Source organism: Rhodoferax sp. RT5P35, from assembly GCF_056521385.1.
Map to the genome: position 1 here is coordinate 222,874 of NZ_JBWMAX010000005.1, position 22,008 is coordinate 244,881.

The following is a 22,008-nucleotide window of genomic DNA, read 5'->3' on the forward strand; positions in this document are numbered from 1 at the left end:
ACCCGTTTAAGTCGCCGGAATCACCTTCATCACAGCCTTCTGCACCCGCTCGTGGCTGATCTTGACGTTATCAGCGGCCACCGGGGACTGGATGGCGAACGGCTTTTCGCGGGTGTCGCGCAGCACGTAAATACCCAGGGGCAGGCCTTGCGCATTGGCAATGCTGACCACCAGCGGGGTGTTGACTGCAGCGCCTTTTTTGACGCTGACGGCTTTTTCACCGTTGGCCAGCATCACGTAAGTACCGGGCGGGTAAAAGCCGATGGCGTTGGTCATGGCCTTGCCGACCCGGGCATCTTCGTCCGGCACGCCCACGATGTTGGACTTGGCCGCGCCCAGCGCCGACAGCCCGGGCCGGGTGGAGCGTTGGGCCATTTTGCCGATCAGCACATCGGCCAGGTGCAGGATGCGGCGGCATTCCCGGTTGCGCTCCAGGCCCTTGGCATCCATCCGGTCATGGTGCAGGCGCACGATGTCCAGCAGGTCCTCGTTGACCACGCCGAAGCCGCGCAAAATAGCCTCGCTTAGCGCTGGGTGGTCGTGGATTAGCTGTTTTTGTCCGGCATCGGGCGGGGTAGGTTGGGTGGCCAGCGTGTCTTGCAGCTTGGCCATACTGGTGTTCATGGTCAGAGCGGCTTGCATCAGGATGGGACGCACAAAAGCATCCAGTTCCAGCTTGCGGGCCGTCAGCTCGCACACCACGGCGCACAGCAGCGCATGGGTGGCGCAGTAGCCCAGGGTTTTGTCGGCCAGCGCCTGGAACAGGCTGAACAGGCTGTCGTCCGGGTCTTTTTCCAGCAGTTCCATGGCGCGTTTTTGCACGCCGTCTAGTCGACCCAGCGGGTTTTTGGCGGCAGCACCAGTTTGCAGTACGGTGCCCCAGACGGCTTGCACATCGGTCCAGCCGCCGGTGATGTCTTCGCCCACCGTGTAGTCCAGCTCCAGGATGTCTTGCGGCATGGTGGCCTTGGCAATTTCCTGGATGCTGGCCCCATCGCGCAGCAGGGCGTAGATCAGCCGGTCGTAGCTGCTGACCCAGGCCTTGTAGTCGGGTTGGGTAGCGCAGGCGCCGTGGGCTTCCAGGTGTTCGCGGTGGTGCTCCGACAAAATCGACTGCCCTTTGCGCAGCAGCAGGTTGCCTTTGGCATCCCACACATTGATGGGCAGGGGGCGCAGGATCTCGATACGGGAAACGGGAACGGGAACATAAATCATGGTGCGCAGAGGATAAGGGATCGCCAGGCTATTGTTGGGTGCTGCCAGGGGCGCGTGGGAGAATCAGGTTTCACTTTGGCAAACCCTCCATGACCCGTACCGCCTTGTCTACCGATGCCCCTTTGGCTGAGCGCTTGCGCCCCAAAAACCTGGGCGAAGTGATTGGCCAGCAGCATCTGCTGGGCGAGGGCATGGCGTTGCGCATCGCGTTTGAGTCGGGCCAGCCGCACAGCTGCATCCTGTGGGGCCCGCCGGGCACTGGCAAGACCACCATCGCCCGGCTGATGGCCGATGCGTTTGACGCGCGCTTCATCACCATCAGCGCCGTGCTGGGTGGCGTGAAGGACATCCGCGACGCGGTCGAGCAGGCGCTGATTTCCCAGGCCCAGGGCCGCCGCACGATTGTGTTTGTGGACGAGGTGCACCGCTTCAACAAAAGCCAGCAAGACGCGTTTTTGCCGCATGTGGAAAGCGGGCTGTTCACCTTTGTGGGTGCCACTACCGAGAACCCGTCGTTCGAAGTCAATTCAGCGCTGCTGTCGCGTGCGGCGGTGTATGTGCTGCAGCCGCTCACCCCCGTAGATTTAGAGCAAATAGTGCTCCACGCACAGGCGATACATGCGGTTCCAGCTATTGAAAAAATAGCGGTTGATCGTTTGGTGGCCTACGCCGATGGCGATGCCCGGCGGCTGCTGAATACGCTGGAAACCCTGGCCGTGGCCGCCACGCAGGAGAAGCAGGCCGAGATCAGCGACGCCTGGCTGCTCAAGGTGCTGGGCGAACGCATGCGCCGCTACGACAAAGGCGGCGAGCAGTTCTACGACACCATCAGCGCGCTGCACAAATCGGTGCGCGGCTCCGACCCGGACGCGGCGCTGTACTGGTTTGTGCGCATGCTCGACGGCGGGGCCGACCCGCGCTACATGGCCCGCCGCCTGGTCCGCATGGCCAGCGAAGATATCGGCCTGGCCGACCCCCGGGCCTTGCGCCTGGCGTTGGACGCGGCCGATGTGTACGAACGCCTGGGCTCCCCCGAGGGCGAGCTGGCGCTGGCCGAATGCGTGGTCTACCTGGCCGTGGCGGCCAAATCCAACGCCGTCTACAAGGCCTTCAACGAGGTCAAAGCCTTCATCAAAAAAGACGGCACCCGCCCGGTGCCCATGCATTTGCGCAATGCCCCCACCAAGCTGATGAAAGAGCTGGACTATGGTAAGGACTACCGCTACGCCCATGACGAGGAGGGCGGTTTTGCCGCGGGCGAACAGTACCTGCCCGACGGCATGGCCGCCGCCAGCTTCTACCGGCCGGTGGAGCGGGGCCTGGAGATCCGCATTGCGGAAAAGCTGCGCACGCTCAAGCGGCTGAACGATGCCGAAGGCAAAACGCCCTGACCAGCCTGGTACGGGTTGCACACAGCCCGCTGCTACCGGATGCGGCGCAGAACAATGCCTGAATCGCTGCACTTGGCAAGCCGGTATGTCCGATAAGTTGGGCGCGTTGATGTATTTGCATAATCAGATTGGCTAATAGTTTTGCAAACCCGCTAATCCATGCACCTTCAAGGGTAAACACGCCCTAAACCCATTGTTTTGGCCCGTTTCGTGCTGGATACAATTCGCCACAGAACCCGCACCAAGTTGGACACGACTTGCGCGGCAACCGGGAGCCAGGCTTTAGGCCAGCTCTGTGGGTGCTGCACAAGTCCATCAAACTTGCCGGGTTTTTTGTTAAGTTGCGGGGCCCACAAGGCCGCCAGCCATCCTGGATGGTTGGCACCAGCAGCCTGTGGATGCACAACACACACGGAGAATTATTTATGGATATCTTGCTACAGCAGATCATCAACGGTCTGGTGCTGGGCAGCATGTATGCCTTGGTAGCCCTGGGCTACACGATGGTGTACGGCATCATTAACTTGATCAACTTTGCGCACGGCGAGGTGCTGATGGTCGGCGCGCTGACCAGTTGGACCATCATCGGACTCATGCAAGACTCCATGCCCGGCATTCCCGGCTGGCTGATGTTGCTGATTTCGCTGGTGATTGCTTGCATCGTCTCGGCCACACTCAACTTCGTGATTGAAAAAGTCGCTTACCGGCCGCTGCGCAACAGCCCCAAACTGGCCCCCTTGATCACCGCCATCGGCATGTCCATCCTGCTGCAAACCCTGGCCATGATCATCTGGAAGCCCAACTACAAACCCTATCCCACGCTGTTGCCCGCCACGCCGTACAACATCGGCGGTGCGGTGATTACCCCCACGCAGATCCTGATCCTAGGCCTGACCGCCGTGTCCCTGGCCGTGCTGATGTGGCTGGTCAACTACACCAAGCTGGGTCGCGCCATGCGCGCCACGGCAGAAAACCCCCGCGTTGCTGCCCTGATGGGCGTCAAGCCCGACATGGTGATTTCGGCGACCTTCGTCATCGGCGCGGTGCTGGCCGCCATTGCCGGTGTGATGTACGCATCCAACTACGGCACGGTACAGCACACCATGGGCTTCCTGCCCGGCCTGAAAGCCTTTACGGCGGCGGTGTTTGGCGGAATTGGCAACCTGGCCGGTGCGGTGGTCGGCGGCATTTTGCTGGGGCTGATCGAATCCATCGGCGCGGGCTACATCGGCGCGCTGACCGGTGGCGTGTTGGGTAGCAACTACTCCGACATCTTCGCCTTCATCGTGCTGATCGTTGTGCTCACGCTGCGTCCTTCGGGCCTGCTGGGTGAACGTGTGGCCGACCGGGCTTGATGGGAGCACCACTATGAAACTGAACAAAACAACTTTGATCGTCGGTGCCATCGCTGCACTGGTCCTGCCGCTGATTCTGCAAAACTTTGGCAACGCCTGGGTGCGGATTGCCGACATGGCGCTGATCTACGTGATGCTGGCCCTGGGCCTGAACGTGGTGGTCGGCTTTGCCGGCCTGCTCGATCTGGGCTACGTGGCCTTCTTTGCGGTGGGTGCTTATACCTATGGCCTGCTGGCTTCGCCCCAGTTGACCGACGCGTTCCCGGCCATTGCCGCCATGTTCCCAGAGGGCCTGCACATGCCGCTGTGGATGATTCTGCCGGTCGGGGCGGCCATTGCGGGCTTCTTCGGCATGCTGCTGGGCGCGCCCACGCTGAAGCTGCGCGGTGACTATCTGGCCATCGTGACCCTGGGTTTTGGAGAAATCATCCGGGTGTTTTTGAACAACCTGGACCACCCCATCAACATTACCAACGGCCCCAAAGGCCTGAACCAGATCGACTCGCTGAAGTTCTTCGGCATCGACCTAGGCAAGTCCCTGCACATCGGCAGCTACGAGATTCCCTCGGTCAGCCTGTACTACTACCTGTTTCTGGTGCTGGTGGTGATCAGCGTGGTGATCTGCCACCGCATGGAACTGTCGCGCGTGGGCCGCGCCTGGATGGCCATCCGCGAAGACGAGATCGCCGCCAAGGCCATGGGCATCAACACCCGCAATATGAAGCTGCTGGCCTTCGGCACCGGTGCCACGTTTGGCGGTGTGTCTGGCACGCTGTTCGCCGCGTTCCAGGGCTTTGTGTCGCCCGAATCCTTCAGCCTGATGGAGTCGGTGATGATTGTTGCCATGGTGGTGCTGGGCGGTATCGGTCACTTGCCAGGCGTGATTCTGGGTGCGGTGCTGCTGTCGGCCCTGCCCGAAGTGCTGCGCTACCTGGCAGGCCCATTGCAGGCCATGACCGGCGGACGGCTGGACTCGGCCATCCTGCGCCAGTTGCTGATTGCCCTGGCCATGATCGCCATCATGCTGTCGCGTCCGCGGGGTCTGTGGCCCTCGCCCGACCACGGAAAATCGCTCAAGGCCAAGTAAGGAACACCCATGACAGACAGCAAAAAATCCGAAGTGATCCTGCAGGTTGCGGGTATTTCCAAGCGTTTCGGCGGCCTGCAAGCCTTGAGCGACGTGGGCATCACCATCCAGCGTGGCCAGGTCTATGGCCTGATCGGCCCCAACGGTGCCGGTAAAACCACGTTCTTCAACGTGATCACCGGCCTGTACACCCCCGACAGCGGCACCTTCCAACTGGCAGGCAAGCCGTACTCGCCCACTGCGGTCCACGAAGTGGCCAAGGCCGGCATTGCGCGCACCTTCCAGAACATCCGCTTGTTCGCCGAAATGACCGCGCTGGAGAACGTCATGGTCGGCCGCCACATCCGCACCCATACCGGGCTGCTGGGCGCGATCTTCCGTACCAAGGGCTTTAAAACCGAAGAGCTGGCGATTGCCAAGCGCGCCCAGGAGTTGCTGGACTACGTCGGTATCGGCCAACTGGCCGACTACAAGGCCCGCACCCTGAGCTACGGTGACCAGCGCCGCCTGGAAATCGCCCGCGCCCTGGCCACCGATCCGCAACTCATTGCGCTGGACGAGCCCGCTGCGGGCATGAACATGACCGAAAAAGTCATGCTGCGCGAGCTGATCAACAAGATCCGCAACGACAACCGCACCATTTTGCTCATCGAGCACGACGTGAAGCTGATGATGGGCCTGTGCGACCGCCTTACCGTCCTCGACTACGGCAAGCAAATTGCCGAAGGCACCCCTGCCGAAGTGCAGAAAAATGAAAAAGTGATCGAGGCTTATCTCGGCACGGGAGGACATTGAGATGGCCAATACTGCGACTACCCCTATGAAACAACCCGGCGAAGTGCTGCTCAAAGTAAGCGGCCTGAAGGTCTCTTACGGTGGCATCCAGGCCGTCAAGGGCGTGGACTTTGAAGTCCGCGAAGGCGAACTGGTCAGCCTGATCGGCTCCAACGGTGCGGGCAAAACCACCACCATGAAGGCCATCACCGGCACGCTGCCATTCGTGGGTGGCGACATCCACTACCTGGGCAAAAGCATCAAGGGCCAGGGCGCGTGGGACTTGGTCAAGGCTGGCCTGGCCATGGTGCCCGAAGGCCGTGGCGTGTTCACCCGCATGACCATCACCGAAAACCTGCAAATGGGCGCGTACATCCGCGACGACAAGGCGGGCATTTTGGAAGACATCGAAAAGATGTTCACCATCTTCCCGCGCCTGCGCGAACGCAAGGACCAACTGGCCGGCACCATGTCGGGTGGTGAGCAGCAAATGCTGGCCATGGGCCGTGCGCTGATGAGCCGCCCCAAGGTGCTGCTGCTCGACGAGCCCTCCATGGGCCTGTCGCCCATCATGGTGGACAAGATCTTTGAAGTGGTGAAAGACGTGTACGCCCAGGGCGTGACCGTGCTGCTGGTCGAGCAAAACGCCAGCCGCGCACTCGGTATTGCCGACCGCGGCTACGTGATGGAGTCCGGCATCGTCACCATGAGCGGCGATGCCAAGCAGATGCTGAAGGATCCGAAAGTGCGCGCCGCGTACCTCGGCGAGTAAGCCATAAGACACCTTCTCCTGCGGCGCGGGAGAAGGTGTTAGATTTATAGAAAATCAGCCTCCGCCGCACATTCCACCTACACTAGGTGCTATGGATACTGTAGTACTTTCCGCCGTCGACATCCCCGGTACTTTCCGCTTCCTCCACGCCGCCGACCTGCACATCGACAGCCCCTTGCGCGGCCTGAGTCGCTATGCCGGTGCACCAGTGGAGCGGCTGCGCAACGCCACCCGCCGCGCCTTGGAAAACCTGGTCGATCTGGCCTTGGCTGAGCGCGTCCACTTCGTCTTGCTGGCAGGCGACCTATACGACCGCGACTGGCCTGACTTTCACACCGGTTTGTTCTTCCGCGCCCAAATGGTGCGCCTGGGCCGTGCCCACATCCAGGTTTTCTTCGTCCAGGGCAACCACGACGCGCAGGGCACCATCACCCGCGAGCTGGTGCTGCCGGATAACGTTAAAAAATTCTCTAGCCGCAGCGCCGAGACGGTGCACCTGCCCGCCCTGGGCGTGGCCATCCACGGCCAGAGCTTTCCCCAGCGCGAGGTGCCCGAAGACCTGGTGCCGCACTATCCCGTTGCGCTGCCCGGCCAGTTCAACGTCGGCCTGCTGCACACCAGCTTGACGGCGGGTGGCGGTATCCACGAAACCTACGCCCCCACCACCGTGGCCACGCTCAAAACCAAGGGCTACGACTACTGGGCGCTGGGCCATCTGCACACCCGCGCGGTGGTGTGCGAGTCGCCCCGCGTGGTTTTCCCCGGCAACCTGCAGGGCCGCCATGCCAATGAAACCGGGGCCAAGGGCTGCGAACTCGTTACCGTGACCGGCGGGCAGATGGAGACGCGGTTTATATCGCTCGACGTGGTGCGCTGGCACCAGCTCAGCGTGGCGCTGGACGGCGTGGACAACCTGGCCCAGGCCAGCCAGGCCATCACCGCGGCGTTGGAACAAGCCACCCTCGGCGCGGGCGACCGCCTGCACGCCCTGCGCGTCCACCTCACGGGCGGTACCGCCCTGCACACCACCGAGGCCGAGCAGCCCGGCACCCTGGAAGCCGCAGTGCACGCTAGCGCGCAAGACGTGGCCGGGGCCGAGCTGTGGATCGAGCAGGTGCAGTTGCAACTCAGCTCCCCCGTCAACCGCGCTGATCTGGCCCAGGGCGAGGATGCCGTGGCCGAGCTGCTGCGCCTGGTGGACGAGCTGGCTGCCGACCCCGCCGCGCTGGCCGCTTTGAGCACCAAAGCCTGTGGCGACGTGCTGCACAAACTGCCCGCCGAGGCCAAGGGCGACGGAAATTGGCTCGAGCCCGACACCCTGAAGGCCTTGCTGATGGATGCCGAATCGACCCTGCTGGCCCGGCTAGGAAGCGCAGCATGAAGCTGCAAAAACTCTACCTGTCGGCTTTCGGCCCGTTCACCGACAAGCTGTTGGATTTCACGGCCAGCCCAGCCCGCATCCACCTGGTCTTCGGCCCGAACGAAGCCGGTAAATCCTCCGCCCTGCGCGCCATGGCCGACCTGCGTTTTGGCATCCCGCCGCGCAGTGCAGACAACTTCGTGCACGACAGCCCCAAGCTACTGCTCACCGCGGTGCTGGAGGATGCCAGCGGCCAGCCGGTCGCCGTGGCCCGCCGCAAAAAGACCAAAGACCCGCTCACCGCCGCCGACCCCGCCACCGGCTTGCCGCTGGCCACGCCAGTGTCTGCCGCCGTGGCCCAGGCCCTCACCGGTGGCATGGACCGCGCCGCGTTCGAGCGCAGCTTCGGCCTGGACCACGCGCGCCTGCGCAAAGGCGGCGAAGAGCTGCTCAAAGGCGAGGGCGAACTCGGTGCCGCCCTGTTCGAGGCCAGTGCCGGACTGCAAGGCATCAAGGCCCTGCAGGCCAGCTTGCAGGACGATGCCCGCAAATTCCTGTTGCCCAGCGCGCAGGCCGTCATCCCCGAATCCAAGCGGCTGATCGACGAGTACAAATCCCTGTCCAAAGCCGCGCTGACCCGCCCCGCCGAATGGAAAGACCGCCAGCGCGCTGTGGATGCCGCCACCGACCACCTTTCGGCCCTGCAAGACCAATTGAAAGTCCAGCGCAAGCGCATCCACACCCTGACCGAGCTGCGCGCCGTGCTACCCTTATTGCAGCAGCTCGTGCAGGTGGAACATGCGCTAGAGGCACAAAACACTATAAATTTACTGCCCATTGATGCGCGCGAGCACCGCCTGGCCGCGCAGCACAACCTGCTTGCCGCCACCGAGCAGTTGGAAGCCGCCCAGGCCGAGCAAGCCGCCTGCGCCCAGGCCCGGCAGGCCCTGTTGCTAGAGCCTACGCTGGTCGCCCACGCCCCGGCCATCGAGCGCGTGGTGCAGGCCTGCGCACTGGCCCGCCAACAGCGCGGCGAGCAGCTGCAATTGCAAACCCAGGCGGGGCAGGGCGCTGCCGCACTGGCCGACATGGCCCGGCGCATCCACCCCGGTGCGGGCCTGGACACCGTGCTGGCCGCCGTGCCCGGCCCGGCCGACCGCGTGGCGCTGGACGAGCTGCTGGACACCGTGGCCCGCCACACCCAGGCGCTGGCCCAGCAACAGGAGCGCTTGGCCCAGCTGGACGCACAACGGGATCAGACCCCGGAAGACCGCAGCCCGGTGCCCCCGGCCTTGCTGGCCACCGTCGAGTCCGCCCTGCAACAGGCCCTGGCCCTGGGCGACACACCCCAGCGCCAGGCCGAGGCCCAGCGCGAGATCGATATCCTGGACCAGCGCATCCAGCATGCCTTGGCCGACCTGCGCTTGCCCAGCACCACCGTCCTGCAAGCCGCCCGACCGCTGCTGCTGGCCGACATCGCCCAGACCGAAAAGGCCCAACTGGATGCGGCCTTGCAAATCGAAGCCCTGCGCAGGGAAGATGCCGACCTGCAGCGCGAACGCAGCACCCAGCAGCGCCGCCAGCAGCAGCTCGCGGCCGTGGGCGAAATCGTCACCGCCCAGAGCCTGCAAGCCGCCCGCCAGCAGCGCGATGCCCGCTGGCTGGACGTGAAGCAAGCGTACGGGCACGACACCGCTTCGCCCGCCACCCTGGCCGCCTTCGAGCCCACCCAAACCGAGGCCGACCGCCAGGCCGACCTGCTGCGCGAAGGCGCAGCGCGCGCCACCCAGGCCGCAGAATGCGCGTTGCGTATCCATGAGGCCGATACCCGCCGCCACGCCATCGCCCAGCAGCTGGCCGATGGTGCTACGCAAGCGGCCCAACAACAACGCGATTGGCTCCAGACCCTGGACAACGCGAACCTACCCCCGCACCCGCCCGCCGCCTTGCGCGAATGGCAGGCCCAGCGTGCCACGGCTATCGAACTGTGCGAGCGCCAGCAACAGCTCCAGCGCGAGCAGGCCGATGCCGCCCAGGCCGTCCACACCCGTACCGAGGCACTGGTCCAGGCCCTGCAAGCCGCCGGATGTCCAGCTGCCGGGACCGGTTTGGTCACCCAGGCCAGCGCCTGGCTGCGCGCTGCCCAGGATGCCGGTGCCCAGGCCCGCGCCGAAGCCCTTCAGCGCGAGACCTTGCGCGCCGAGCACGCCACCGTCCAGCGCCACATCGCGGAACACCAAACCACCCTGGCTACCGCCCGGACCGCACAAACCGCCTGGACCACCCGCCTGTTCCTACCCGCCTCCAGCAGCTCCGCCGCAACCAAAGCCCGCCTAGCCGAACTGGCCGCGCTAGAAGCCGCCCACGCCGCCCAGACCCGCTGCATCCAGGCCATTGCCCAGCACCAGGCCCGCGCCGACGATATACAGGCCCAGGCCCAGGCCCAGGTGCTGGCGGCGCTGTTGGGCGAGCCGCCCGTGGCGCAGATGGACGACTTCGCCGACCGCCTCAGCGCCCGCCTGGCCCGCGCCCAGGCCCACGCCCTGCAAGCCAATGAGCTGGCCCGCCGTCTGGCGACGGCCCAGCAACAGCACGCCGCAGCCCAGCAGCGCATCACGGCCAGCCAGTCCAGCCTGCAAGCCTTGTGCACGGCAGCAGGCGTGGACAGCCCGGCCGCATTGCCCGAAGCCGAAGACCGCTCTGCCGCCCAGCGCGCCCTGCAGGGCAAACAGCGCGACCTCGACGCGCAACTGCGCCAGGCCACCGCCCGCCCGCTGGCAGATCTACACACCGAACTCGCCGGGCGCGATGCGGTGGACCTGGATGCAGAACGCGCCGCTCTGGACACCCAGGTGACGCAGCTGGAGGCCGATATTGCCACCGCCAGCGCCACCGTCCACACCACCCGCCAGGCGCTGGAGGCCATCGACACTTCTGCCGCCGCCGCCGAGGCCCGCGAACAGATGGAATCCGCCGTGGCCCGCCTGCGCGCCGCCGTGCCGCCCTGGATGCAACTGCGCCTGGCCGACAGCCTGCTGGAAGAAGCGTTGAGGCGCTTTCGCGAACGCGCCCAGGCCCCCATGGTGCGGCTGGCTTCCGAGTATTTTGGTTTGATAACCGGGGGCCGCTATCCCAAGCTGGTGGTGGACACCTCCGCCGAGCGCCCCGTGCTGCAGGCCGAAGGCACAGATGGTCGCCTGATCGGCATCGAAGCCATGAGCGAAGGCACGGCCGACCAGCTTTATCTGGCCTTGCGCTTGGCCGCACTGGAGCTGCAACGTGGTGATGGCCCGGCCATGCCTTTGGTGCTGGACGACGTGCTCATGACCAGCGACGACACCCGTGCCACCCACATCTTCCAGGCCCTGGCCCGCTTTGCCGAAGGCGGCCAGGTGCTGCTGTTCACCCACCACCAGCATCTGGTGCAAGTGGGGCAGGCCGCGTTGCCAAGTGGGGCACTGGTGGTGCACTATTTATAGAAAAAAGACTGTTTGCGCAGGTCCTACCTGCGCTGGTAGCTACCAAAAAAATAGCGACTGAAGTTGCCTTCAGTCGCTATTTTTTACAACCCAGCTTTCCGCTAGAACTTGCTTAGCCGGGCTGCTGGTGTTGCCCCCTGCAAGAGCGGCGGCGGAAACACGCAGTGTTTAGCCTGGGATGACCCAAAGTTACGCCAACTCGCCCATCTGGCTTTGCAGATAGTTTTGAATGCCGACCTTGCCGAGCAGGTCGATCTGGGTTTCCAGGAAGTCGATGTGCTCTTCGGTGTCGTCCAGGATACCTTGCAGCAGGTCGCGGGAGACGTAGTCGCGCACGGTTTCGCAATGGGCGATGCCGTCCTTGATGGTGGCTTGCGCGCCGTACTCGGCCTTCAGGTCGCAGTTCAGGCACTCTGGCACGTCTTCACCCACCAAAATCTTGGCCAGGTCTTGCAGGTTGGGCAGGCCGTCGAGCATGAAGATGCGGTCCATCAGTTTGTCGGCGTGCTTCATTTCGCCGATGGATTCCTCGTATTCTTTCTTTGCCAGCTTGTCCAGACCCCAGTGCTTGTACATGCGGTAGTGCAGGAAATACTGGTTGATGGCGGTGAGCTCGTTTTTAAGTTGCGCTTGCAGATGCGCGATGACTTGGATGTCGCCCTTCATGGTGGCCGTCCTTTTTTGAATGTGTGGTCGCGAAATACCGTCGTTTTGTATTGTCGGCGACGTAGCGCGGTAAATCAAAAAATCAGAGGCTATGCCCCCAGCTTTTCAGTCTGAGTACGAACACACGTGATAGGCATTCGCAAGGGGATAAAACAGCGCCTGTTTTTGATCCAAAACCATCGTCATTAGGCTCTTCGCCGTGTAAAGTGGATTACATGCTTGTTACCACCTTTGTTCCCGCTGTGCTCGATATCGAGGCCTCGGGCTTTGGCCGTCAGAGCTATCCGATCGAAGTGGGTTGCATCTTGCCGGATGGCAAAACCTTTTGCTCTCTGATCCGCCCTGAGCCCGAGTGGGTGCACTGGGACCCTGAAGCTGAAAAACTGCACCACATCAGCCGTGAACTGACCCAAAAGGTCGGCCGCTCCGCGCTGGATGTGGCCCATTTGCTCAACACCCATTTGCGCGGGCAAACGGTGTATTCCGATGGCTGGGCCAACGACTTCACCTGGATCGGTGCCTTGTTCGAGGCGGTGGACATGAGCCCGTACTTCAAGCTGGAAAACCTGCGCTCCTTACTGAGCGAGGACGAGGCCGCCCGCTGGCACGATGTCAAGAAGCAGGTGGCCGGCGAACTGGGTTTACAGCGCCACCGCGCCAGCAGCGATGCCCGGGTGCTGCAGCGAACTTTGCTGCGCCTCATGGAGCAGAGAGAAGCCCTGTGATTTAGCGGCTTTACAGCGCTTCGATAGACTGGCCGCTCAACTTTACCGAAGCGATTTTTCATGATCTTGATGACACGCCGCACTGCGGCCCTGGCCTTGTTTTTGGCGGCTAACATATGCGCCGCCCAGTCGGCAACTCCCACGCTGCGCTTGCGTGGCACGGTGCAAAGCGTGACCGCCGACACCCTGACCGTGCAGGTCCGCGGTGGCGAGGTAGTGGCGCTGGCACTGCCTGCGAATTTGGTGGTAGCCGAGGTGTATCCGATTGCGCTGGCGGACATCCAGCCCGGCAGCTTCATCGGTACCGCCGCCGTACCCCAGCCCGACGGTAGCGAGCGGGCGATTGCGGTCACCGTATTCCCCGAATCCGCACGCGGCGCAGGCGAAGGCCACCGCCCGTTTGACCTGCAGCCGCAAAGCACCATGACCAATGCCACGGTGGCCGATGTGGTGGCTTCGCCCACGGGCCGCACGCTGCAGCTGAAGTACAAGGACGGTGCGCGGGCCATCGTGGTGCCCACCGACGCGCCCATCGTCACCTTCCGCCCGGCCGACCGCAGCCTGCTGGTGGCCGGGGCCAGCGTGTCGCTGTCGGCCCAGGAGCTGGATGGCAAACCTACCGCCATCCGCATCAACGCCGGTCGCAACGGCTTTCAATTGCCGTATTGATTCCCCCACCGGTGGGACCTACGCCAAGCGTATAACCGCGAGCTGTCTGTTCCAGAAACACCGCGGAACTGGCTTTGCCAGGCCGCTGGTGTTGCCCCCTGCAAGGGGGGTGGCGCTGCTACCTGCGTTCTCGGCTTTGCAAGCCGATTCCGGGGCAGTGAGCAAGCCTGGGGGTGTTCAACCAGCGCTGCGAATCAGGTGATCGAAAGCGCCCAGCGCGGCCTTGGCCCCATCGCCTGCTGCGATGATGATCTGCTTGAACGGCACGGTGGTGGCGTCACCGGCGGCGAACACACCAGGCACCGAGGTTTGGCCGCGGTTGTCGACGATGATTTCGCCATGCTTGCTGAGCTCGATCGTGCCCTTGAGCCATTCGGTGTTGGGCACCAGGCCGATTTGCACGAAGCAGCCTTCCAGCTCCACATGGTGGCTCTGGCTGGTGGTGCGGTCGGTGTAGGTCAAGCCATTGAGCTTGCTGCCGTCGCCGGTCAACTCGGTGGTTTGGGCCGACACATGCACCGTCACGTTAGGCAGGCTGTGCAGCTTTTTGACTAGTACGGCATCGGCCCGCATCGCTTCGCCAAACTCGATCAGGGTCACATGCGCCACCAGCCCTGCCAGGTCGATCGCCGCCTCGACACCCGAGTTGCCGCCACCGATCACTGCCACGCGCTTGCCCTTGAACAGCGGACCATCGCAGTGCGGGCAATAGGCTACGCCCTTGTTTTTGTATTCTTGCTCGCCGGGCACGTTGACGTTGCGCCAGCGCGCGCCAGTGGTCACGATCACGGTTTTAGACTTCAGCGAGCCACCGTTGGCCAGTTGCACTTCGACCAGGCCACCGGGCGTAGCCGCCGGGATCAGCTTGTCGCCGCGTTGCAGGTTCATCACGTCCACACCGTAGGCTTTCACATGCGCGTCCAGGCCCATGGCGAACTTGGGGCCGTCGGTCTCCAGCACGGAGATGAAATTCTCGATGGCCATGGTGTCGTTCACCTGCCCGCCAAAGCGCTCGGCGGCGATGCCGGTGCGGATGCCCTTGCGGGCGGCGTACACCGCAGCGGCTGCGCCTGCGGGGCCACCGCCGACCACCAGCACGTCATACGGGTCTTTGGCCGAGAGCCGGGCGGCATCTTTATCGGCTGCGCCGGTGTCGAGCTTGGTGACGATTTCTTCTACCGTCATGCGGCCTGAGCCGAAATGGCTGCCGTTCAGGTAGATGCTGGGCACGGCCATCACTTCGCGGGCATTAACCTCGTCTTGGTAAAGCGCGCCATCCACAATGACGGTCTTGATCTTGGGATTGAGCACCGACATCAGCGTCAGCGCCTGCACCACGTCCGGGCAGTTGTGGCAGCTCAAGGACATATAGACCTCGAAATTGAACTCGCCATCCAGCGCCTTGATGCTGTCGATCACGCTGGACTCCACCTTGGGTGGGTGGCCGCCCGTCCACAGCAGGGCCAACACCAGCGAGGTAAATTCATGGCCCATGGGGATGGCTGCGAAACGCAGGCTCATGTCGCTGCCGATGCGGTTCAAGCTGAAAGAGGGCTTGCGCGCGTCTGTGCCGTCAGTCTTCAGGGTGATCTTGTCGGACAACGCGATGATGTCCTCGAGCAGGCCGCGCATTTCAACAGCGCCTTTGCTGTCATCCAGCGAAGCTGTGATCTCGAGCGGCTTTGTGACCCGTTCCAGGTAGCTTTTCAGTTGTGCTTTGAGGTTGTCGTCCAACATACTTTTCTTTCAGTCAATATTGCCGCCAGCCTCGTGAGCTAGCGGCGGTTTCAATTACGCAGACTTAGATTTTGCCGACCAGGTCCAAAGATGGGGTCAAGGTGGCAGCGCCTTCGTTCCACTTGGCAGGGCAAACTTCACCTGGGTGGGCGGCGGTGTACTGGGCAGCCTTCAGCTTGCGCACGGTTTCCTTGACATCGCGGGCGATTTCGTTGGAGTGGATTTCGGCCGTCTTGATCACCAGCTCGGGGTTGATGATGAAGGTGCCACGCAGTGCCAGGCCTTCTTCAGGGATGTGCACGCCGAAAGCGTTGGTCAAGGTGTGGGTTGGGTCGCCAACCAGGGGGAACTTGGCTTTGCCCACAGCAGGCGAAGTCTCGTGCCACACCTTGTGCGAGAAATGCGTGTCGGTGGTGACGATGTAGACCTCGGCACCCATCTTCTGGAACTCGCCGTAGTTGTCGGCTGCGTCTTCGATTTCGGTGGGGCAGTTGAAGGTAAAGGCGGCCGGCATAAAAATCAAAACGGACCACTTGCCCTTCAGCGTCTGGTCGCTGACTTCGACGAACTTGCCGTTGTGGAAGGCTTGGGTCTTGAAAGGCTGGACTTGGGTATTGATCAGGGACATGGTGGTTTCCTATAAAACATGAGTGGCTGGATGCGGTATGCATTGGCTACCAAGCTGGATGATAGGCTATTAAATACTGTCGTTTGATAGTTAATTTGTATTATTGCCATAGTTTCAGTAGCCATTGACTGGTGCACAAAGGGTCTAATTTTTTTACAAATGAGAATTATTCGCATATAATAAAAGCCTATTCCAGCTAGCCATTCCGGCCTGTGTAGCGCTTAAACCAGCCGCCTGCGCCCGCCACCAGCCAGCCGTTGACTTTTTTCAACTGTTGTCAGGTTCCACTGTGGCTTTTGCTTCCTCTGCTTCTTGTTCTTTTCCCTTCGCCCTGCGCGAACTCGTTTGGCTGATGGGTATCTCCATAGGCGCAGCCTTGTCGGCGCAAGCCCAATCTACACAGGTGGCAGCGGCCACCACACTGCGTGAGGTGGTGGTCAGCGGCTCGCGCAGCGCGCAAGACCCCGATGGGCTGCCCATGAGTATCGACGTGATCGGCCCGCAAGACCTGGAAAGCCAGCAGATCCACGACATCCGCGACCTGGCCAAAGACCTGCCCAATGTGTCGGTGAAGCGCGCTCCGGCCCGGTTCACCCTGGCCTCGGGCAATACCGGGCGCGATGGCAATGCGGGCTTCAACATCCGCGGGCTGGACGGCAACCGCGTGCTGCTGCTGGAGGACGGCATCCGCATGCCGCGCAGCTACGTGTTCAGTGCCAACGCCTTTGGCCGCGACTACTTCGACATCGGCCTGGTCAAACGGGTGGAGGTGGTGCGTGGCCCGGTGTCGGTGCTCTACGGGTCCGACGGCGTGGCTGGGTTGGTCAACTTCATCACCTACGAGCCATCCGACTTTTTGACCAACGGCAAAACCTTTGGCGGCCGGGCCGCGGTATCGGCCAGCAGCGATGACAACGGCCTGTCCGTCGGCACCACGCTAGCCGGCCGGGCCAGCGACACCGTGGAATGGCTCATCGGTGTCCATGCCAGCCGATCCGATGCGTTGAAGAATATGGGCAGCAACGACGCGGCCAACACCACCCGCACCACGCCCAACCCCGAGACGGACCGCGGCACCTCCTTGCTGGGCAAGCTGGTGGTGCGCCCCAACGCCGACCAAAAGCACGTGCTGACCTTTGAGCATGTGGAAAAAAAGGCCGACTACAACCTGCTGTCTGCCGTGGCCGTGGCCGCCACGGCATCCACCTCCACGCTCGGCTCTACCGCCAACACCACCCTGCAGCGCGACCGCCTGACGTGGGACGCACGCTACCAGCTGGGGGCCGCCTTGGCCGACAGCCTGCAAACGGTGCTCAGCTACCAGTCCGCAGGTTCCCGAGAAATCGCCACCGAGGACCGCAACACCGCCGCAGACCGGGTGCGCAACACCACCTACGACGAAGACACCTGGCAGCTGGGCTTGCAGGCCAACAAAATCTTGCGTCTGGGCGGTGACACCGCGCACAAGCTGACCTACGGCGTGGACACCACCCGCGCCAGTATCCAGACCCTGGGCACCGGGGTGACCCCGCCCGCAGGCGAAACCTTTCCACTCAAGCGCTTCCCCGACACCATCGAATCCAGCGTCGCGCTGTACCTGCAAGACGAAGCCATGCTGGGCGACTGGAGCGTCACCCCCGGCCTGCGGCTGGACCGCTTCAAGATCGACGCCAGCCAGGCGGGCTTTGGTGCGACGGCGGTATCGCTGTCCGATTCGGCGGTATCGCCCAAGCTGGGCGTGTTGTACCGCGCCACGCCGCAGTGGAGCGTGTTTGGCAACGTCGCCTCGGGCTTCAAAGCGCCCAACGCAGGCCAGGTGAATGCATTTTTTGAGAACGTCACCCAGTTCTACAAAACCATTCCCAACCCCAACCTCAAGCCCGAGAAGAGCCAGAACTTCGAAATCGGTGCCCGCGGCCGCCTGGACGCTCTCACGCTGGACCTGGCCGCCTTCACCGGCCGGTTCAAGGACTTGATCTAAGACTCGGTGCAGGTGGGCGGTGCAGGCACGGCGGCCAACCCCACGGTGTTCCAGTCCATCAACGTGGGCAATGCCCGCATCAGCGGCTTCGAGGTCAAGGGCAGTTGGGACTGGGGCCGGGTCGCAGGCGGGCAGCTCACCACGCTGTTCAACTACGGCTATGCGCGCGGCAAAGACAGCGACACCGGCAAGCCGCTGGACTCCATCGACCCCGCCAAGATCCGCGCCGGCCTGCAGTACGCCACTGGCCCCTGGGATCTGCGGCTGGACCTGGCCCACCACGCTGCCAAAAAGCAGAGTGACACCAATGCCGCCCTGTTCGTCACCCCGGCCACCACCACGCTGGACGTGGGCGGCCAGTGGCGCATCCGCAAAGACCTGCGCCTGAACGTCACCGTGGCCAACCTCACCAACAAAAAGTACTGGAACTGGAGCGACGTGCGCAACGCCACCGCCGCCCAGGTGCGGGTGATCGACGCATTCAGCCAACCTGGCCGCAGCCTGCAAGTGTCCTTAGTCGCTGAGTTTTGAATACCCCCAGGCTGCAGTGCTACGCATCTTTCGCCAACCCCCTTGCAGGGGGCAACACCAGCAGCCTGGCAAAGCCAGTTCTGCGGTGTTCCAGGATCGCACCGGTCCTCACTTTTGCATTCTTTGCACCATTTAAAAGGAGATGACAGCTATGACCCGCACCACCCGCCCCACCGACCCCACAAACCACACCGGCGCCGACGAGGAATACGCCATGCCCTGTGCAGAGGCTCTGCTGGCCAGCTCGCTGGCGCTGATGACCGGCTACGTGCAAGGCTGCTGCGACGACCACCGCACCCAGATGGCGCAAAAAGTCGTGCAGAACTTGCTCCACCTGTCCGAGCACCCCATGCTTTCGCCCGACTTCAAAACCCTGCTCTGGAACCTGCACACCCGCTGGCTGCAGCAAACCCATCCGGCACGTACCGTTTCCGAGCACATTGACCTGCCCGCTGCCACCCCGCTGTGGCACACCACCCCTGAGACCGTCCAATGACCCTTTTATTCGCCACCCCCGAAGACCTGCGCGCCGCCTTTGCCGCCGCCCGCGCCAGCGGAAAACGCGCCAAAGAAGCCGCAGAGTCCATCGGCAGCAGCGAAGGTGCTGCCGTGGCCGCCCACTGCGGTGCACACGCCTACCCGCCCAAAGCCATTGCATTGACCGGCCCGTGGATCGACGTGCTCAAGGCCCTGGAGCCCTGCGGCCCGCTGATGGGCCTGACCCGCAACGAGAGCACCGTGCACGAGAAAACCGGCATCTACACCAATCTGTCGGCGATGGGCCCCAGCGGTGCGATGGGCCTGGCCCTGGGCGAAGACATCGACCTGCGCCTGTTTTTCGGCCAGTGGCACGCGGGCTTCGCCGTGACCGAGCTGGCCGCCAACCCGCAGAACCGCCCGAATGTGAGCCTGCAGTTCTTCGATGCCCACGGTCTCGCCGTGCACAAGATTTTCCAGCGCGATGCCACCGACCGCGCCGCGTTCGAAGCCGTGGTGCAGCGCTTTACGGCAACCACCAGCCCTGCCGCCTTCACCCCCGCCGTACCCGCACCAGCGCCCCAGCCCGATGCCGCGATCGACGTGGCGGGCCTGGGGGATGCCTGGGCTGCGCTGCAAGACACGCACGAATTCTTTGGGCTGCTGAAGAAGTTCGGTGCCGAGCGCCAGCAAAGCCTGCGCCTGGTGCAGGGCCGGTTTACCCACAGCCTGTCCACCCTGGCACCGCGCGAGCTGCTGCAATCTGCTGCGTTCGACGGGCTGCCCATCATGGTCTTCGTCGGTAGCCGGGGTTGTATCCAGATCCACACCGGCCCGGTCAAACGCATCGAACCCATGGACATTCGTGGAGTCCAATGGCTCAACGTCATCGACCCTACCTTCAACCTGCACCTGCGCGAGGACTCCATCGCCCATGTCTGGCGCGTCGAGAAGCCCACGGCAGACGGTGTGGTCACCTCGGTCGAAGTGTTCGACCACGCAGGTGAATTAATGGCCATGTTCTTCGGCGCGCGCAAGCCCGGCCAGCCCGAGCTGCCAAGCTGGCGCGACCTGGTGGCCGGGCTGCCCACACTGGAGGCCGTGCCCGCATGAGCAAAACACTAGCCTTGCGCCGCCGCGCTGTGTTGGGGTGGGCCGCGCTTGCGCCGGTGCTCGTCCAGGCGCAGACGGCTAAACTGCCGAGGCTGGTGACGGTCGGCGGCGCACTTACCGAATGCGTCTACGCCCTGGGCGCTGAGGCGCAACTGGTCGGCACCGACACCACCAGCCTGTACCCGCTGGCGGCGCAAAGCACGCCCAAGGTCGGCTACATGCGCACCCTGTCGGCCGAGGGCCTTCTGGCGCTCAAGCCCGACGCGGTGATCGCTACCACCGAGGCCGGGCCGCCCGTGGTGCTGGACCAGTTGCGCAGTGCTGGGGTCAAGGTCGAGGTGATCGACTCCGACCACAGCTGGGCCGAAGTGCAGCGCAAGCTGCAGGCCGTGGGGCGCGGTGCCGGGCGCGAGACCCAGGCCCGCGCCTTGCAGGCCACGCTGGATGCGGACTGGGTCCGCGTGCAGCAGCATGTGGCCCAATTCAAAGGCCGCAAGCCGCGTGTGCTCTTCATTCTGTCGCATAGCGCCACCGTGCAGGTGGCGGGCGAAAAAACCGCGGCCCATGCCATGCTGCAGCTGGTGGGCGCGCAGAACGTAATGGGTGGATTCAACGGCTACCGCCCCATGACGGCAGAGGCCATGGCCGCCGCCGCGCCCGATCTGATCCTCACCACCACCCAGGGCATCGAAGCCCAGGGCGGGCTGGATAAATTCTGGAGCCGCCCCGAGCTGGCGTTGACCCCGGCCTTCAAAACCAAGGCCCTGCTGCACCTGGACGCGCTGGAGCTGTTGGGCTTTGGCCCGCGCCTGCCCGCCACGGTGCGCAGCCTGCACCAGAAGCTGGTATTGAAGGCATGAGCCTGCACACCCGCCGCATGTCGGGCCAGCACGTGCTGCTGCTGGGCAGCGCCCTGGTACTGCTCAGCCTGCTCAACGCCAGCGCGCGCGGGGCCTATGGCATCAGCGTGGCTGACATCGCCAGGACGCTGTGGGCCTTGGTCAGCGGCGGGCTGGACGGTTCGCCCGAGCAGCTCGTGTTTCTCAACATCCGCCTGCCGCGCCTGTTCCTGGGGCTGGCGGCGGGCGCGGGGCTGGGGCTGTCGGGCGCGTTGATGCAAGGCCTGTTTCGCAACCCACTGGCCGACCCCGGTTTGATTGGCGTGAGCAGCGGCGCGGCGCTGGCGGCGGGCATCACCATCGTGCTGGGCAGCCGCTACTTCCCGGATTTGCCGCGCAGCCTGGGCAGTTGGACGCTGGTAGCGACGGCGTTTGCAGGCAGCCTGTCGGTCACAGCGCTGATTTACATGCTGGCCCAGTCGGATGGCGGCACCCGCGTGGGGCTGATGCTGCTGGCCGGTGTGGCCATCAACGCGCTGGCCGGGGCCGGGCTGGGCGGGTTGAGCTTTCTGGCCAGCGATGAGCAGTTGCGCAGCCTGCAGTTCTGGCTGCTGGGCAGCCTGGGCGGTGCACGCTGGAGCGCCGTGATTTTGGTCTGTACTATCGTTTTAATAGCTGCTTGCGCAGGCGCTACCTGCGCTAGACCCTTAAATGCCATCGCATTGGGCGAAGCGCAGGCGGTGCTGCTGGGCGTGGACGTGGAGCGCACCAAGCGCCTGGCCATTGGTGTCACCGCACTGGCCGTGGGTGCTGTCACCGCCACCACCGGGATGATCGGCTTCGTCGGCCTGCTGGCCCCGCAATGCGTGCGCCTGGTCGCCGGGCCGGACCACCGCGTGGTGCTGCCCGGCTCCGCCATGCTGGGCGCGGCCCTGGTGCTGCTGGCCGACAGCGTGGCCCGCACCGCGGTGCAACCGGCTGAATTGCCGCTGGGCGTGCTGACCGCACTGGTCGGCGTGCCTTTCTTTTTGGTGCTGCTGCGCCAGTTCAAAGAAAGAGTCTGATGCACACCCCCAGGCTTCGCGCACTGTGTGTCGCTGCGCCCACCCCCTTGCAGGGGGCAACACCTTCGGCCCGGCAAAGCCGGTTCCGTGGTGTTCTTGGCGACCGACATCCTTGGTGTTCCGTACGTGGTGGTTTGCGTTTTAA

General features: G+C 63.6%; 17 protein-coding genes and 1 pseudogene. 14 read left to right on the plus strand and 4 right to left on the minus strand.

Annotation, left to right across the window (positions count from 1 at the left end; translation table 11 throughout):
* Positions 1-6: 6 nt before the first annotated feature.
* Entirely contained in the window at positions 7-1,215 is a 1,209-nt protein-coding gene (locus tag AC097L_RS09660) for an HD-GYP domain-containing protein (protein WP_479586115.1), read from the minus strand.
* An 89-nt stretch (positions 1,216-1,304) separates the two neighbouring features.
* Between AC097L_RS09660 and AC097L_RS09665 the strand changes: the two genes are divergently transcribed.
* The 7 genes from AC097L_RS09665 to AC097L_RS09695 all read left to right on the plus strand — a co-directional run bounded on the left by AC097L_RS09665 (position 1,305) and on the right by AC097L_RS09695 (position 11,433).
* Positions 1,305-2,606, plus strand: coding sequence for a replication-associated recombination protein A (locus AC097L_RS09665; RefSeq protein ID WP_479586116.1), 1,302 nt, complete (start codon positions 1,305-1,307; stop codon positions 2,604-2,606).
* Between the two features lie 425 nt (positions 2,607-3,031).
* The gene (locus tag AC097L_RS09670) at positions 3,032-3,961 is read left to right on the plus strand and encodes a branched-chain amino acid ABC transporter permease (protein ID WP_479586117.1); all 930 of its coding nucleotides are present in this window, start codon (positions 3,032-3,034) and stop codon (positions 3,959-3,961) included.
* Between the two features lie 13 nt (positions 3,962-3,974).
* Entirely contained in the window at positions 3,975-5,048 is a 1,074-nt protein-coding gene (locus tag AC097L_RS09675) for a branched-chain amino acid ABC transporter permease (RefSeq protein ID WP_479586118.1), read from the plus strand.
* 9 nt (positions 5,049-5,057) lie between these two features.
* Positions 5,058-5,843 carry an ABC transporter ATP-binding protein gene (locus tag AC097L_RS09680; RefSeq protein WP_348008154.1) on the plus strand — a complete coding sequence of 262 codons (786 nt, stop codon included), beginning with the start codon at positions 5,058-5,060 and terminating at the stop codon, positions 5,841-5,843.
* Positions 5,844-5,868: 25 nt separating this feature from the next.
* Positions 5,869-6,594 (plus strand): ABC transporter ATP-binding protein, encoded by a 726-nt coding sequence (locus tag AC097L_RS09685; protein ID WP_479586119.1) that lies wholly within the window; start codon positions 5,869-5,871, stop codon positions 6,592-6,594.
* A gap of 91 nt (positions 6,595-6,685) precedes the next feature.
* Positions 6,686-7,975, plus strand: a complete 1,290-nt coding sequence (locus tag AC097L_RS09690; protein ID WP_479586120.1) for a metallophosphoesterase family protein — start codon at positions 6,686-6,688, stop codon at positions 7,973-7,975.
* The gene (locus tag AC097L_RS09695; protein WP_479586121.1) at positions 7,972-11,433 is read left to right on the plus strand and encodes an AAA family ATPase; all 3,462 of its coding nucleotides are present in this window, start codon (positions 7,972-7,974) and stop codon (positions 11,431-11,433) included. The genes AC097L_RS09690 and AC097L_RS09695 overlap by 4 nt, the downstream gene beginning before the upstream one ends.
* Positions 11,434-11,622: 189 nt before the next feature.
* Here the strand turns inward: AC097L_RS09695 and bfr are convergent, their stop codons facing one another.
* Positions 11,623-12,099: a bacterioferritin gene (gene bfr, locus AC097L_RS09700; protein WP_479586122.1), complete on the minus strand. Its 477-nt coding sequence runs from the start codon at positions 12,097-12,099 to the stop codon at positions 11,623-11,625.
* A 215-nt stretch (positions 12,100-12,314) separates the two neighbouring features.
* Here bfr and AC097L_RS09705 point away from each other — a divergent pair, with 215 nt between their 5' ends.
* Together AC097L_RS09705 and AC097L_RS09710 are read left to right on the plus strand one after the other, a co-directional pair.
* Positions 12,315-12,824, plus strand: coding sequence for a 3'-5' exonuclease (locus tag AC097L_RS09705; protein ID WP_479586123.1), 510 nt, complete (start codon positions 12,315-12,317; stop codon positions 12,822-12,824).
* A 69-nt stretch (positions 12,825-12,893) separates the two neighbouring features.
* Positions 12,894-13,493: a hypothetical protein gene (locus AC097L_RS09710; protein WP_479586124.1), complete on the plus strand. Its 600-nt coding sequence runs from the start codon at positions 12,894-12,896 to the stop codon at positions 13,491-13,493.
* 177 nt (positions 13,494-13,670) lie between these two features.
* Here the strand turns inward: AC097L_RS09710 and ahpF are convergent, their stop codons facing one another.
* Both ahpF and ahpC read right to left on the minus strand, forming a co-directional pair.
* Positions 13,671-15,230: an alkyl hydroperoxide reductase subunit F gene (ahpF, locus tag AC097L_RS09715; protein WP_479586125.1), complete on the minus strand. Its 1,560-nt coding sequence runs from the start codon at positions 15,228-15,230 to the stop codon at positions 13,671-13,673.
* A gap of 64 nt (positions 15,231-15,294) precedes the next feature.
* Positions 15,295-15,858, minus strand: coding sequence for an alkyl hydroperoxide reductase subunit C (ahpC, locus tag AC097L_RS09720; protein WP_479586126.1), 564 nt, complete (start codon positions 15,856-15,858; stop codon positions 15,295-15,297).
* Positions 15,859-16,336: 478 nt separating this feature from the next.
* Between ahpC and AC097L_RS09725 the strand changes: the two are divergent.
* The 5 genes and pseudogenes from AC097L_RS09725 (at position 16,337) to AC097L_RS09745 (ending at position 21,863) form a co-directional block, all read left to right on the plus strand.
* Positions 16,337-18,370: pseudogene (locus tag AC097L_RS09725) on the plus strand (TonB-dependent hemoglobin/transferrin/lactoferrin family receptor).
* Between the two features lie 151 nt (positions 18,371-18,521).
* Positions 18,522-18,866 carry a hypothetical protein gene (locus tag AC097L_RS09730; RefSeq protein WP_479586127.1) on the plus strand — a complete coding sequence of 115 codons (345 nt, stop codon included), beginning with the start codon at positions 18,522-18,524 and terminating at the stop codon, positions 18,864-18,866.
* The gene (locus tag AC097L_RS09735) at positions 18,863-19,960 is read left to right on the plus strand and encodes a hemin-degrading factor (RefSeq protein ID WP_479586128.1); all 1,098 of its coding nucleotides are present in this window, start codon (positions 18,863-18,865) and stop codon (positions 19,958-19,960) included. The genes AC097L_RS09730 and AC097L_RS09735 overlap by 4 nt, the downstream gene beginning before the upstream one ends.
* Complete coding sequence (locus AC097L_RS09740) at positions 19,957-20,820, plus strand: heme/hemin ABC transporter substrate-binding protein (protein WP_479586129.1); 864 nt, start codon at positions 19,957-19,959, stop codon at positions 20,818-20,820. Before AC097L_RS09735 ends, AC097L_RS09740 begins: the two co-directional genes overlap by 4 nt.
* Positions 20,817-21,863 carry a FecCD family ABC transporter permease gene (locus AC097L_RS09745; RefSeq protein WP_479586130.1) on the plus strand — a complete coding sequence of 349 codons (1,047 nt, stop codon included), beginning with the start codon at positions 20,817-20,819 and terminating at the stop codon, positions 21,861-21,863. Before AC097L_RS09740 ends, AC097L_RS09745 begins: the two co-directional genes overlap by 4 nt.
* Positions 21,864-22,008 lie beyond the last annotated feature (145 nt).